We start from the raw sequence: 13,163 nt of genomic DNA, 5'->3' as shown, positions 1-13,163 counted from the left end.
CGACGTGGCTCATCCGGTCGGCCGGACGCTCGGCCGGGCCGCGTAGTAGCGGCCGAGGAACTCGGCGCGGAACTCGGCGAACGTCCCGTCGTCGATACTGGTCCGGATCCGGTCGACCAGCCGCACCACGAACCGCTCGTTGTGAATGGTGGCCAGGGTCGCCGACAGCATCTCCTTGGCCCGGAACAGGTGGTGCAGGTAGGCGCGGGTGTAATGCGCGCAGGTGTAGCAGTCGCAGCACTCGTCCAGCGGCCCGTAATCCCGCCTGAACCGGGCGTTGGTGATGTTGATCCGGCCGTCCTCGATGTAGAGCGAGCCGTTGCGGGCGACCCGGGACGGGGAGACGCAGTCGAACGTGTCGGCGCCGTTCTCGATGGCGGTGAACATGTCGTCGGGCTCGCTGATTCCCAGCAGGTGCCGGGGCAGCTCGTCGGGCAGTTCCTCGCACACCCAGCGGACGATGGTGCCGAGGTTCTCCTTCTCCAGCGCGCCGCCGATACCGAACCCGTCGAAGCCCAAAGTCAACAGGTCGCGGGTGGCCTGCCGGCGCAGGTCCTCGTACTGCGCGCCCTGCACCACGCCGAACAGCGCCTGGTACGGCTTGCCGGCCCGTTCCGCGGTCAGCCGGCGGTGCTCGGCCACGCAGCGGGCCGCCCACGCGTGGGTGCGGGCCACCGACCGTTCCTGGTAGCCGCGGGTGTTCATCAGCGTGGTGCATTCGTCGAAGGCGAAGATGATGTCGGCGCCCAACCGGTGCTGGATCCCCATCGAGATCTCCGGCGAGAACCGGTGCATCGAGCCGTCCAGGTGCGACTTGAACGTCACCCCGTCGTCGTCGACGGTGGCCAGCCGGTTCTTGCCGGGGGCGATGACGTCGTCGGACTGCAGGCCCGCGGTGTTCATGGCGAGCACCTTCTTGAAGCCGACGCCCAGCGACATCACCTGGAAGCCGCCGGAATCGGTGAACGTCGGGCCGGGCCAGTTCATGAACGCGCCGAGACCGCCGATCTCGTCGACGATGTCCGGACCGGGCTGCAGGTACAGGTGGTAGGCGTTGGCGAGCACCGCCTGCGCGCCCAGCTGGGCGACCGATTCGGGCAGCAGTGATTTCACCGTCGCCTTGGTGCCGACAGCGACGAACGCCGGGGTCCGGATGGCGCCGTGCGGCGTGCTGATGACGCCGGTGCGCCCCTGGCGGCCGGGCAGCCGCGTGCCGACCTCGAACCCGAATCCTGACCCCGACCGCGTGCTCACCTCTGGATCCAACCAGTCGATTCCCTCCGCGGTCTCGTAACCGGTTATAGTGGTTTCATGATGTCAGACGGGATCGTCCTCACCCCACGGGACGGGGCGAGCTGGCGGTTCGACCCCGGGGCGCTGTTCCTCGAGTTCCTGCTCACCGGCGGACCGGACGACCTGGCGGTCTGGGATCGTCTCCACGAGCCCGCCGACCTGCGGGATTGGGTGGGTGCCAGCCGGTTGGCGCTGGCCGGCGGCGACGTTACGGCGGACGATGCCGATCTCGAGCCGGCCCGCGGCCTGCGCGACGCCCTGTGGCGGGCGACCCGGGCGGCGATCGCCGGGACTCCGGCCGGCGAGACCGACCGGGCGACGATCGAGCTCGCGGCCGCCGCAGCGCCCCTGGCGCCCACCTGGGACGGCTGGCGGACCCCGGCGGCCGCGTCCGCCGTGCTGTCCACCGTCGCCCGGGACGGCCTCGCGGTGCTGGCCGGGCCGGCCGCGGCGCGGATCCGCGAGTGCGCCGCCGACGACTGCCGGCTGGTCTTCCTGGACACGTCCCGTCCCGGCGCCCGGCGTTGGTGTTCGATGCAGCGCTGCGGCAACCGGCACAAGGTCCGGGACCACCGATCCCGCCATCTGGAGGAGCAATGAGCGAGCGCCAGCGAGCGAATCATCGACGCTCTCGTCGGTCCGGCCGAGCCGGTAGGGCCGAGCTTGCGAGGCGTTCCGGGAGGGTGGGCCGATGAGCGAGCGCCAGCGAGCGAATCATCGACGCTCTCGTCGGTCCGGCCGAGCCGGTAGGGCCGAGCTTGCGAGGCGTTCCGGGAGGGTGGGCCGATGAGCACAACCCCCGTCGGCCTGACCCGGGACGCCGGCTTCGAGATCGGCGTCTCCCGCACCGTTGATCTGCCACCCGACCAGGTCTGGCGCAGCCTGGTCAGCGATGACGGGGTGGCGACCTGGCTCGGGGCCGGCGTGCGACTGCCCGATCCGGCCGCCGCCAAGGGCACCCGCTACCGCACCACCGACGGCACCCGCGGCGAGATCCGCAGCCTGCACCCGACCGGCCGGCTCCGGCTGACCTGGCAACCACCGGACTGGGACCACGAGTCGACCGTTCAGGTCACCGTCTCGGTGCGCGGCGGGCGCACGGTGATCCGGTTCCACCAGGAACGGCTTTCCGACCCGGCCGAACGCGCCCGGCAGCGCGAACACTGGCGGGCGGTGCTGGACGCGGTGGTCGACCGCCTCGGGTGATCGAACGATCGGCCGCCCGTATCTGACCCCGTGGTCCGCGCCTCCGAAGGACATGACCGAACCTGACGCCCACCATTCCGCGGCCTGGCGCGGGGCGGTGCCCCCCGATCGCCGGTTTGTCCGGCGGGCCCACGGCCTGCGGATCTACGCGATGCTGGTGGGCGTCGCGGTGTTGTCCGGCCGGGTGACGATCCGGGCGAAACCACGCCGCTGACCGGCTCGCCGACCCCGGACCCGTCAGCCGGCGGCGGACCGGAACAGCTCGATCGCCCGCTGCCGCACCGGCGCCGACTCCGGGTGCACCCAGAACGCCAGGTGGGTGCCGGTGGCCAGCTCGACGAGCTCGGCGCCCGGGATCTGCTCGGCGGCGAACCCGCTGTAGTCGGGCAGCACGTCGGTGTCGGCGGTGCCCTGAACGAGGAGGCACGGCCCGCCGATCCGGTCCAGCTCCAACGACTCGATCGCCCCGAACTGGGCCATGTCGTTGTCGAAGCCCGCCTTGCGCGGACCGGTGTGGTTGGCGGCCACGGCCAGATCGAGGGTGAACTGTTCCCGCTCGGGGTCGGCCATGACGTGCGCGACCCGCTCCGCGAGCTGGTCCTTGGTCAGGTCGCCCTCCGACGCGATCGTCGCTTCGACCAGCTTCTCCGGGGTGTGCCTGGCCATCAGCTGCAGCATCCGCCGGCCGAAGCCGGTGTCCATGATCAGCTTGTCGGCGCCCTTCTCACCGGCGAACACATACCGCCGGCTGACCGCGGCGCAGGCGACGACGGCGGTCACCCGGTCGGGGTGCCGCACCGCGAACCGGTAGGATGACGGCCCGCCACCCGACCAGCAGAGCACCCCCGCCCGGTCGATGCCGAGCGCGTCGAGCAGCGCCGCGTACAGGTCGGCCTGCCCGTCGATCGTCGTTCCCGAACTCAGCGGTGTGTCGAAGTACCCGGGTCGATCCGGCACGACTGCCCGCAGCCCGTCCGCGACCAGGAAGCGGGCCATCGCCAGGCCGGCGTCGTGGCCACCGGGTGAGCCGTGCACGACCAGGACCGGCGGTCCCTCGCCGACCACGGCGCAGTCCACGTCGCCGGCGGCGGTTCGCACCGTCCGGACCGCGGGCTCCTCGGACCTCTCCGTCGACGCCATCCGTCATCCCCTCGTCGCTCACACGCTGCGCGACATCCCATCACGCTGCGCTGTGTTCCGCTGGCCGGCGCGTGCGGCTCGCAGGCACCGACGCCGGAATGATCGGCCGGTCGAGGCGGCAGGATGGACCCGGCACGCGCCCGCCCGGGCGGGCTGCCCGTCGAACGAGAGGACCCACGCGTGTCCGAGCAGCGGCAGCCGCCGGCCTCGAGGGCCGGCGCAACGGCCGGGCTGGTCCTGCTCGCGCTGAACCTGCGCGGACCGCTGGTCGCGGTGTCCGCGGTGGCGGTCGACCTGCAGACCGACCTCGGGATGACCGCGGGCACCGTCGGGCTGCTGACCAGCCTGCCCGTGCTGTGCTTCGGGCTGGCGTCGCCGGCGGCGTCCGGCCTGATCGGCCGGCTGGGCATCGAACTGTCCGTGCTGGCCACCCTGCTGGTGATCTTCGTCGGCATCCTGGTGCGCTCGGCCGGCGCGGTGCCGGCCGCGTTCGTCGGCACCCTGCTGATCGGGCTGGCCATCACGGTCGGCAACCTGCTCGGCCCGTTGATCGTCGGCCGCGACTTCCGGTCCCGGGCCGCGGTGATGACGGGCACCTACACCGCCGCGCTCAACGTCGGCTCGATGCTGGTGCTGGCGTTCAGCGGCCCGCTGGCCGCCGCGTTCGGCTGGCAGGTCGCGCTGGCCGCCGCCGCCGTGGTCCCGGTGCTGGGCGCGGCGGTGTGGGGACCGCTGGCGGCCCGCGCCCGCCGTGGCCCGGTCCCGCCGGCCCACCCCCACGTCCGGCCGGCCGGCGAGCCCGCCGAGCCCCGCACCTCGGTGTTCCGCCGGCCGTCCACCTGGCTGCTCACCGGCGCGTTCGCCGGGCAGGCGTACGCCTACTACGGGCTGACCGCCTGGTTGCCCACGGTGCTGGTCGACCAGCAGGGGATGTCCCGCGGTGCGGCCGGCGCGGCGTCCTCGATCTTCCAGGTCGCCGCCCTGGTGGGGGCGTTCGGCGCCCCGGTGATCATCAACCGGCTGGGCGGACCGTTGGTGTCGTTCCTGGTCAACGGTGTGCTGTGGGCGGCGCTGCCGCTCGGCCTGTTGCTGGCGCCCGACCTGTGGGCGGTGTGGAGCGCCGCCAGCGGCGTCGCGCAGGGCGGCGGCTTCGTCACGATCTTCACGGTCGTCGTGTGGCGGGCCCGGACCCTGCGGGAGAACCGGCAGCTCTCCTCGATCGTGCAGACCGGCGGCTACTGCGTGGCGGCCATCGGCCCGACCCTGCTCGGCGCCCTGCACGACTCGACCGGCGTCTGGACCGCGTCGTTGCTCACGGCGTTCGCCGGGACCCTGGTGCTGACCCTGTTGGGCGCGGCGGCAGCCGTCGGCGCCCGCCCGATCAGCCGTTGACCAGCGCCCGGGTCACCCAGTCCATCTGCTCGAACGCGCCGGTGACCAGGCGGCTCATCAACGTCAGCAGCAGGTCGGGGGCGGCAGAGGTCAGTTCGGCGATCGCCGCGGCCGGCAGCACCATCGCCTCGACCTCGCCGCGGGCCGTGGCGTCGATGTCGTACTCGCGACCGGCCACCGCGTAGGCGACGCCGAACGTGGTCCCGGCGGTGAACATCGACAGGTGGTGCCGGACGCCCGCCTGGTCGTCGACGCTGACCTCGACCGGTCCGGCGACGATGAGGAAAAGGCCCTGGGCCGGGTCACCGCTGCGGACGACGGCGTCGCCGTCGGTGTAGGTGCGGCGCTCCAACCGCGGCCGGATCAGCTCCAGCCGGTCGGCGGGCAGGTCCCGGAGCAACGGGTGATCCTCGATCGGCATGACGCCGGGGTGCTCGGCGGGCCCGGTGTGCCGGGCCAGCAGGACGTCCTCGGCATAGGCCACCGCCTCGTTGATGTCGGTGAAGTGCCGGACCCGTTTGGCCGGGTCGGGATCCAGCTGGACGACCGCGCCGGTCGGGTCGACCAGGACGGCCTCGACGCCGTAGGCCCGCAGCTCCTCGCGGATCTCGACCATCATCCGGCGGGTGACGGCGGCGGTCTCGTCGACCCCACGGACGTCCAGCACCAGCACATCCAGGTCGTCGGCCTCCCCGGTGAGCCGGCGGATGACCGATTCGGCGCCGGCGAACAGCAGGTCCCCGTGCAGCTCGTAGACCCGGGCCCGGCGGCCGACCAGAAGCAGCAGCTCGTGCTCGGCCGGGGAGCGCCGGCGCCGGCTGGGCCGGTCGACCACGTCGTAGGACGCCCGGACCGCGGACCGGGCGGCCCGGCTGACGTGCAGGAAGTGCAGTTCCAGGTCCTTGGACAGGCGCCGGCAGGCGGCGACGCCACGCACGCTGTTGCCGTGCGAATCCAGCCGCGGCGAGAACACGGCCAGGCCCAGCTGGCCGGGCAGCACGGCCAGGATGCCGCCGCCGACCCCGCTCTTGGCCGGCAGGCCGACCTCGGTGACCCAGTCACCGGCGGCGTTGTACATGCCGCAGGTCGTCATCACCGACAGCACCCGCTGGTTGGTCGCCGCGTCCAGCACCCGGTCGCCGGTCAACGGGTGCACGCCGCTGTCGGCCAGGGTGGCGGCCATCAGGCTCAGGTCGCGGCAGTCGACCTCGATGCTGCACTGGCGGAAGTAGACGCCCAGCGTGGTGTTCGGGTCCTCCTCGAGGATCCCGTACTCGCGCAGCAGGTAGCCGATGGCCCGGTTGCGGTTCCCGGTCCGGTCCTCGGACTCGTACATCTCACGGTCGAGGGTCAGCTCGCGCCCGGCGAACCGGGAGTAGAACTGCCGGATCCGTTCGAACCGTTCGTCGACGCCGTCGCCGAGCACCAGGGAGGCGGAGGTGATCGCGCCGGCGTTGATCATCGGGTTGCGGGGCCGCTCGGTGACCGGGTCGAGGCTGATCTCGTTGAACGGCTCGCCCGACGGCTCGACGTCGACCTTCGTGGCGACCGCGCCCAGGCCGCGGTCGGTCAACGCCAGGGCGTACGTGAAGGGCTTCGAGATCGACTGAATGGCAAACCGTTTGCGGCTGTCGCCGGCCTCGTAGACGTAGCCGTCGCTGGTGGCCAGGCAGATCGCGAACGAGTCCGGGTCGACCACCGCCAGCTCGGGGATGTAGTCGGCGACCGATCCGGCCCGCTCCCCGGTCAGGTCCCGGTAGAGCCCGTCGACGTAGTCCTGGACCAGCGATTTCATGTGGTGCTCCCTCTGTCCGCCGCCGTTGTCCGCCACCCGCCCGGCCGGCCGGCCGTTCGCGCCCTCGGGCCCCCGGACCCCCCGGACCCCGCCCTTCGAGTTGATCATGGCAATCTCTGTTGCGCCGCCGGCGTGTCGTCGGCGTGTCGCGCAGAGAACGCCATGATCAACTCGAAGAGGCGGCGGCGGTGGTGACGGCAGATGCCCAGCCGGCCAGCCGGCGGCGGCTGGTGAACCGCCGGTGCTCGCCAGTGATCGGGTCGTCGAACTCGATGCTCTTGGCCAGCAGCTGCAGCGGGTCGGAGTAATCCTGCCGGTCGGTGTCGAGCAGCGTCGGGTAGAAGTTGTCGCCGACGATCGGCAGGCCGAGCGAGTTCATGTGCAGGCGCAGCTGGTGCACCTTGCCGGTGGCCGGGTGCAGCCCGTACAGGCCCCGGTCGTGGTCCGCATGGCGGTGCACGGCGAGCAGCTCGATCCGCGTGAACGCGTTCGGCTCCCCCGGAACCTGTTGCGCGGTCGGCGTTCCCCGGTATTTCACGATCCGCGATTCGACCGTCGCCGGCATGCTCACGTCGGGCCGGTAGGGGGCGACGGCCTCGTAGTACTTGGTGACCTTCCTTTGGGCGAACATGGTCTGGTAGGCGCCGCGATTGGCCGGCCGCAGGCTGAAGATCAGCACTCCGGCGGTGACCCGGTCGAGCCGGTGGATCGGGCTGAGGTCGGGCAGGTCCAGTTGCCGCCGCAGCCGGACCAGCGCCGACTCGACCACATGCAGCCCGCGGGGCATGGTGGCCAGGAAGTGCGGCTTGTCGACCACGAGCAGATCGTCGTCCCGGTGCAGGATCTCGATCTCGAACGGCACCCGCGGCTCGGGCGCCGGGTCGCGGTACATGAACACCCACTGCTGCCCCGCGAACGGCGTGGCCGGGTTGATCACCCCGCCGTCACCGTCGACGACCTCACCGGCCTCGACCTTCTCCCGCACCCGGTCGGCGTCCCCGGCGAACCGGTCGAGCAGGTATTCCAGGACGGTCGGCGGGCCCTCGTCGGGCAGCCGGATCCGGCTCGGATTCAGCCCGTCCCGGACCGGCAGCGGAGCGCGACGCACACGTCCACCATATCGGCCGCTACAAGAATTGTGGCACTACAGACTCTCGAGGCAACTCCGTCGGGCTGGCGGCGGCCTGGGCATCGGTCGCGGCCGCGACTGCCAACTTACGAGGGTGACCGTCGCTCGACACAATTGTATTCCGCGGCTTGACGGTTCGACCGCGACGACCACTAGATCATGAAGTGATGTTGCATGGCCGGGTGAGCGGATGTCGAGGGCCGTGCAACACCGGCTGAATAGGAGGGCTTCAATGTCGATCCTCAGGCGAAGTGTGTCGCTGGGCGGCTCGGCCGATCGGGAGGCACGCCCATGACCCCGCGTCGCGAGAAGTCGCGTCATCACCCCAGGAGACTGGGAATTCATCGTCAGACAGCAATAGCCCGGAAGGACGCTGCCGCGCCAACCCGTAGCCCGGCTAACTACTGCGTTTGATGGCGGTTGCCAATGCGGCGACCGTCAGACCACCCAGAATCCACGCAAAAGCTTGCAGCGCAATGGACGCCAAGACGATGATGCTGCCCAGCCCGCTTGCTGTATCGATGATGCACGATCCTTGTCCGACATTCGAGATCAGGGGTATGGTGATTCTCACGACCAATCCGGCGGCCTCACCTACGGTGCAATGACCGGGTTGCTGACCTGTTTGCGGGTCTCCCGGGCGATAGGCCACCGGCAGGCTCGTCCCAACCGGATCACTCGCTGAGCCAGGGACTGTCGGGGCATTCGCAGGAATGCTAGCCGCGACTGCAACCAAACACGTCGAGATGGCCAGTACAATCAGCAACCAGACCAGGGCCCGCCGGGAACGGTACCCGTATCCCAATGTGATCTTCCAGATCAGCAGTCCCAACCGCGAGAGCCACAACGATGCACGGTGCCACGCGCTTGCCTCTTTCCGACGCAAAGCGGCCCGACGATGATCCTGCTGCGCCATCATGATCATGCCAGCCTCGCGATCGTATCCGGCGACTCGGTGCACCGCTGCCAATTGTTGATAGGCTTGAGGCTGATATCTTGGCGTGTGGAATCGCACTAGTCTCAACCAAGCATCCAACAAAGCCGTTGCGGAATCTTCTTGTTCAGAACTAGGTCTCGCACGATAGACGCAGTTTTCGAGCGAGATTCTTCTCCGTCGTCTTGCCGATTCCTTAGTGGGTTCCGGTTGCGCTCTGCGGCCACTTTTAAGCTTATCACCGCTGAGCTCGATCTTCAGGTGGTCGATCGACGATCCGTCCAGGATCAGCCCGCAAAGGGCTTCGCCGTCCGGTGATTCAGGCAGGAGTGCCGGGATTCCGCTCATATCGACAATGACACGGCCTCCTGCCCGCATTCCACGCATGCTGACGACGCCAGCCGCAACAAACCCACCATCCAAGAACAAATCACTGTCGACGCGCAATCGATTCGCCTGCACGCTGAGGCCCGACTTGTCGGTGCCGTCGATCCGCGCTTCGGTCATTTCCAACGTCCCTTTGACGTGCGACCCCAGGAGACGGATGCATCCGGCCGCCGTGAACCCGCGATCCAGGAATGCACTGCGCTCAACTGCGAGATCATCGCCGTCGAGGCTACAGCCGTTCTCGTTCTTCGAGTTCAGCCGGGTCCCACGAAGTATCAGTTGACCGCCTACGTAGCCGCCCAGAAGTCGTATGCCGCCGGCGGCAACAAACCGATCTCCTAGTACGAGGTCCCCGCTCACGCGGACACCTGTCCCGTCAAGGCTATTTCCCTTGGAATCCCTGCCGGTCAGTCTGACCCCGGTCAGATCCATCGCCCCCGCAATTTCGGCTCCAGACATGTCGACAGTTCCTATTGTCGAACCCGTCAGATCAAGACCTTGGTCCAGTTTCGCGCCTGCGATTCGCAGTCCCGGAATTCTGCACGAGGTGAAGCTAATGGCAAAGGGAATTGACGCGTTTTCGAGATCGATAATACCCGCAACCAATGCGTTTCGCACCCGTAAACCATGCGGATCGATACCTGAAGGGGGCGTTGGCGGCGAACCAACAACAGGCGATCTCTCGATGACAGCGGCCCGAATGGCGTTCGGAGATATGGCTCTTCCGTCGAGGTCGACAATGCCACTCCCGGTCAGGCCATTTCGGAGGAGTTCGAGATCGTTCGCGATCTCGGTGCCGGAGCCGTGCGCGGCCGCGAGGTTCACGCTACGAAGTCTCCCAGGCTGCGGATCGGAACGCGAGCTCTAATTTGGACACCGCAATGTGATCGGTGATCGAATGTTGCGCCGGCATCCGGTCGACGCCTCGCCGTAGACGACTCCGTCCAGACCAGGCAGACGACTCGGATGCAAAGCCCTCAAGGGTCTTCCGGGTGGCCCAAACTTCCGTTCCAGCTGGAATTCTTGATCGTGATCATGGGGCATCCAGGTCAGTGACGGTCAGGACCGAGGAACTACCAACCGCGGGCGGAGCCAGGGTGATCCAGGGCCGGCTCCGTACGCCTGCTCCGGTTCGCGGCCTGGACCATTCACCAAGGGACACGGACAGTGGCATCCGGCCGATGATCAGCCATGTATTGATGAACTCGTCCCAGCCCGGCTGGCGGCCTTATCCCGCGGTTCGACAAGATATGGCGGGTCACACGCGCGACACCCCGGGCGACTACCGTTCGGACATGTCACCCGATGCCGTCCGCCGTCCGACGCCGCCGGCCGAGATCCGTGACGGTGTGGAGCTGACCAACCTGGACGTGCCGCTGGCCGACGGCGACGAGACCAAACGGGAGCTCGTCGACTACCTGGATGCGGTGGCCGACCGGATCGTTCCGGTGCTGACGGGGCGGCCGCTGTCGGTGGTCCGGGTGCGACCCGGACAGCCCCCGTTCATGCAGAAGAACCTGCCCAAATACACGCCGGAGTGGGTGCGCACGACGAACGTGTGGGCGTACGCGTCGCACCGGGAGATCCGGTACGCCCTGGGTGACGACCGGCGGACGCTGCTGTGGTTCGCCAATCAGCGGGCCGTCGAATACCACGTGACGCTGCTTCCCGCCGGCGCAGTGCATCCGAATTTCGTCGTCCTCGACCTGGATCCGCCGCCCGGGTCGGGGTTCGACGTCGTCGTCGCCACCGCGCATCTGGTTCGGGCCGCGCTGGACGAGTTGGGCCTGGCCGGTGCGGTGAAAACCAGCGGATCGAAGGGCGTGCACATCTTCGTGCCGCTGGTGGACGGGGTCGAGCCGGAGGCGGCGGCCGCCGCGACACGGGCGATCGCCGCCCGGGCGGCCCGGCTGGATCCCGAGGTCGCGACCACCGCCTACATCGTCGAGGACCGGCAGGGAAAGGTGTTCATCGACGCGACCCGGTCCGGCGGAGCCACGGTCGTCGCCGCCTACAGCCCGCGGCTGCGGCCGGGACTTCCGGTGTCGTTCCCGCTCCCCTGGTCCGACCTGGACCGCGCGCAGCCGGCGGACTTCACCATCCGGAATGCGGCTGGTCTGCTGGGTGATGCGGACCCGTGGGCGGAGCTGATGCCGGCGCGACAGGCCCTGCCGGATGCCCTGGTCGAGGAGGGCCGAGCCATCCCCGTCGCCCGGGTCGCGGCCATGCACGAGGGCAAGCGTCGCGCCCGCGCCCGCCGCGCCGAGGCCACCACCGGAAGCACCGATCCGGGCACCGGCACCGATCCGAATCCCGGGACCGATCCGAATCCCGGGACCCATCCGGAACCCGGGACCGATCCCAGCTGACCGCCCCGGTCGTCACCGGCGCCACCCGCGCGGATCAACAACGCCGGCGCGGCTGAACTCGCACCGAATGGGACGGGTGCGTCAGGAGTCGACGAGATGAGCCGCGCGGGGTCCATCTCGTGGCCGCGCGTGGCTCAACGGTGGGTCAACGCCTCGCGACGCGGGTCAACGCTTCCGGCCGAAGATCAGGTAGCCGACGGGGCCGAAGGGCTGCACGAAGAACGCGATCCGCCAGAGCCAGCGCGGCCCGTTCACCTGAGCATCGGTCCGGCCGTGCAGGTCACGAGCGGCGATGGTGGTGACCACGGCCTCGACGGCTGCCAGGCTGACCACCCCGACCTTGGCCTGGGTGCTGAGTTCGGACCACTTTTTCTTCGCCATGCCGGCGAGTCTATGAATCCGACGGCGTGTTCGTGCGGGGCGGGGCCGGATGCTGCGGCCGGCCGCCCGCTCGTACCGGTTCACGCCGTCGGCCCGCGCCGCCACCGTGCGTGCCGCTTCCTGACTGATGCGACGTTCGTTGGTGTTCATGGTGGCTCCTTGCCTGAATGGAACGCCATTGGCCCGATCTCAGGATCGCCGCCCGGCGTCGGCGGAGCCAGGGTCCAAGGTCCCCCTCGAGGCGCGGGCCACCCGACTCAGGCCGCGGCCGCCTCGCCCGCCGGAGTGACCACCAACCACAGCCCGCCGAACTCGCGCACGTTGTGGCAAGTCACCTCACCCGGGCCCTCGCCGGCGTAGTAGTACAGCGGATGGTTCGCGTAGGTGACCTGGGTGGATCCGTCCGACCGGGTGGTCGTGCCGAGCAGTGCGGCATTGATCCCGCCCGCGGCCACCGGCGATCCGGTGGTCAGTACCGGGGGCCAGGCCGCGGCGCAGTCGCCATAGCAGTCGGGCGTGGTCGTCGTCTCCTTGTCGAACAGGTAGATGGCCTGCCGGTTCCCGTCGAACAGGATGTCCCCGAAGGTGCTCGACGCCGTGGTGATGGACACGCCCGTGGTGGCCGGATCAGTCATGGACCCGGTCATCGGGTCGGCCGCGGATTCGGTCATGGATTCGGCCATCGAGGAGTGCATGTCCTCGGTCATGCTCGAGTGCATATCGTCGGCCGCGGCGCCCGCCGATGGGGCCATCGATTCGGTCATGTGCTCGCTCATCGACGCAGCGGCCATCGATTCGGTCGCCGGCGACGACGCCGCCGGCGCGGACGCCGCCGAGGTGGCGGCCGTGGATCCGGCCCCGCCCGACCCGCCGCAGGCGGCCAGCAGCAGCATCGAACCGATCAGGGGTACCAGCAGTCGTCGCATGACGGTCAACGTAGGCCGCCGCCCATGTCCGCAGCAGCCTCCGCGGCGGTCCGTCACCGGTTGGTCAGCGCCACGTCAGACTTCCGTCATATCCACGATCCTCGCCGCCCGGCCGGACGCCCGGCCCGGCGGCGAACCCGATGGTGGCGCCCCCGGGCCGCCGGCGGATCGGCCGCCGGCGCGCCGCACCGGGCCCCGGGCCCGACCGGGC

12 protein-coding genes are annotated in these 13,163 nt (G+C 69.7%); 5 read left to right on the top strand and 7 right to left on the bottom strand.

Annotated features, from left to right (window positions below):
* Positions 1-9: 9 nt before the first annotated feature.
* A complete protein-coding gene (tgt, locus tag ACILSK_RS15065; RefSeq protein WP_395727985.1) occupies positions 10-1,254 on the bottom strand; it encodes a tRNA guanosine(34) transglycosylase Tgt in 1,245 nt (414 codons plus the stop codon).
* 57 nt (positions 1,255-1,311) lie between these two features.
* Here tgt and ACILSK_RS15060 point away from each other — a divergent pair, with 57 nt between their 5' ends.
* The 3 genes from ACILSK_RS15060 to ACILSK_RS15050 all read left to right on the top strand — a co-directional run bounded on the left by ACILSK_RS15060 (position 1,312) and on the right by ACILSK_RS15050 (position 2,713).
* Positions 1,312-1,893, top strand: coding sequence for a CGNR zinc finger domain-containing protein (locus ACILSK_RS15060; RefSeq protein WP_395727984.1), 582 nt, complete (start codon positions 1,312-1,314; stop codon positions 1,891-1,893).
* Positions 1,894-2,079: 186 nt separating this feature from the next.
* A complete protein-coding gene (locus tag ACILSK_RS15055) occupies positions 2,080-2,499 on the top strand; it encodes an SRPBCC domain-containing protein (protein ID WP_395727983.1) in 420 nt (139 codons plus the stop codon).
* A gap of 52 nt (positions 2,500-2,551) precedes the next feature.
* Positions 2,552-2,713: a hypothetical protein gene (locus tag ACILSK_RS15050; RefSeq protein ID WP_395727982.1), complete on the top strand. Its 162-nt coding sequence runs from the start codon at positions 2,552-2,554 to the stop codon at positions 2,711-2,713.
* Positions 2,714-2,736: 23 nt separating this feature from the next.
* Here the strand turns inward: ACILSK_RS15050 and ACILSK_RS15045 are convergent, their stop codons facing one another.
* A complete protein-coding gene (locus ACILSK_RS15045) occupies positions 2,737-3,639 on the bottom strand; it encodes an alpha/beta fold hydrolase (protein WP_395727981.1) in 903 nt (300 codons plus the stop codon).
* A 180-nt stretch (positions 3,640-3,819) separates the two neighbouring features.
* Between ACILSK_RS15045 and ACILSK_RS15040 the strand changes: the two genes are divergently transcribed.
* Positions 3,820-5,031 (top strand): CynX/NimT family MFS transporter, encoded by a 1,212-nt coding sequence (locus tag ACILSK_RS15040; protein WP_395727980.1) that lies wholly within the window; start codon positions 3,820-3,822, stop codon positions 5,029-5,031.
* On the opposite strand, the gene glsA is transcribed toward ACILSK_RS15040, so the two are convergent.
* The 3 genes from glsA to ACILSK_RS15025 form a co-directional block, all read right to left on the bottom strand.
* Entirely contained in the window at positions 5,021-6,826 is a 1,806-nt protein-coding gene (glsA, locus tag ACILSK_RS15035; RefSeq protein WP_395727979.1) for a glutaminase A, read from the bottom strand. The two genes, ACILSK_RS15040 and glsA, sit on opposite strands and share 11 nt — an antisense overlap.
* Positions 6,827-6,992: 166 nt before the next feature.
* On the bottom strand, positions 6,993-7,934 hold the full coding sequence (locus tag ACILSK_RS15030) for a pseudouridine synthase (RefSeq protein ID WP_395727978.1): 942 nt from the start codon (positions 7,932-7,934) through the stop codon (positions 6,993-6,995).
* Between the two features lie 418 nt (positions 7,935-8,352).
* Entirely contained in the window at positions 8,353-10,101 is a 1,749-nt protein-coding gene (locus tag ACILSK_RS15025) for a hypothetical protein (RefSeq protein WP_395727977.1), read from the bottom strand.
* A 470-nt stretch (positions 10,102-10,571) separates the two neighbouring features.
* Between ACILSK_RS15025 and ACILSK_RS15020 the strand changes: the two genes are divergently transcribed.
* Positions 10,572-11,645: a DNA polymerase domain-containing protein gene (locus ACILSK_RS15020; RefSeq protein ID WP_395727976.1), complete on the top strand. Its 1,074-nt coding sequence runs from the start codon at positions 10,572-10,574 to the stop codon at positions 11,643-11,645.
* A gap of 165 nt (positions 11,646-11,810) precedes the next feature.
* Here the strand turns inward: ACILSK_RS15020 and ACILSK_RS15015 are convergent, their stop codons facing one another.
* Positions 11,811-12,026 carry a PLDc N-terminal domain-containing protein gene (locus ACILSK_RS15015; protein WP_395727975.1) on the bottom strand — a complete coding sequence of 72 codons (216 nt, stop codon included), beginning with the start codon at positions 12,024-12,026 and terminating at the stop codon, positions 11,811-11,813.
* Between the two features lie 257 nt (positions 12,027-12,283).
* Positions 12,284-12,952: a hypothetical protein gene (locus tag ACILSK_RS15010; protein ID WP_395727974.1), complete on the bottom strand. Its 669-nt coding sequence runs from the start codon at positions 12,950-12,952 to the stop codon at positions 12,284-12,286.
* Between the last annotated feature and the right edge of the window lie 211 nt (positions 12,953-13,163).

The sequence above is a fragment of the Nakamurella sp. genome (genome assembly GCF_044224575.1).
In the GTDB taxonomy this organism is placed as follows: domain Bacteria; phylum Actinomycetota; class Actinomycetes; order Mycobacteriales; family Nakamurellaceae; genus Nakamurella.
Note: the sequence above shows the minus strand (reverse complement) of the source record. Positions and strands in the feature narration are given on the sequence as shown.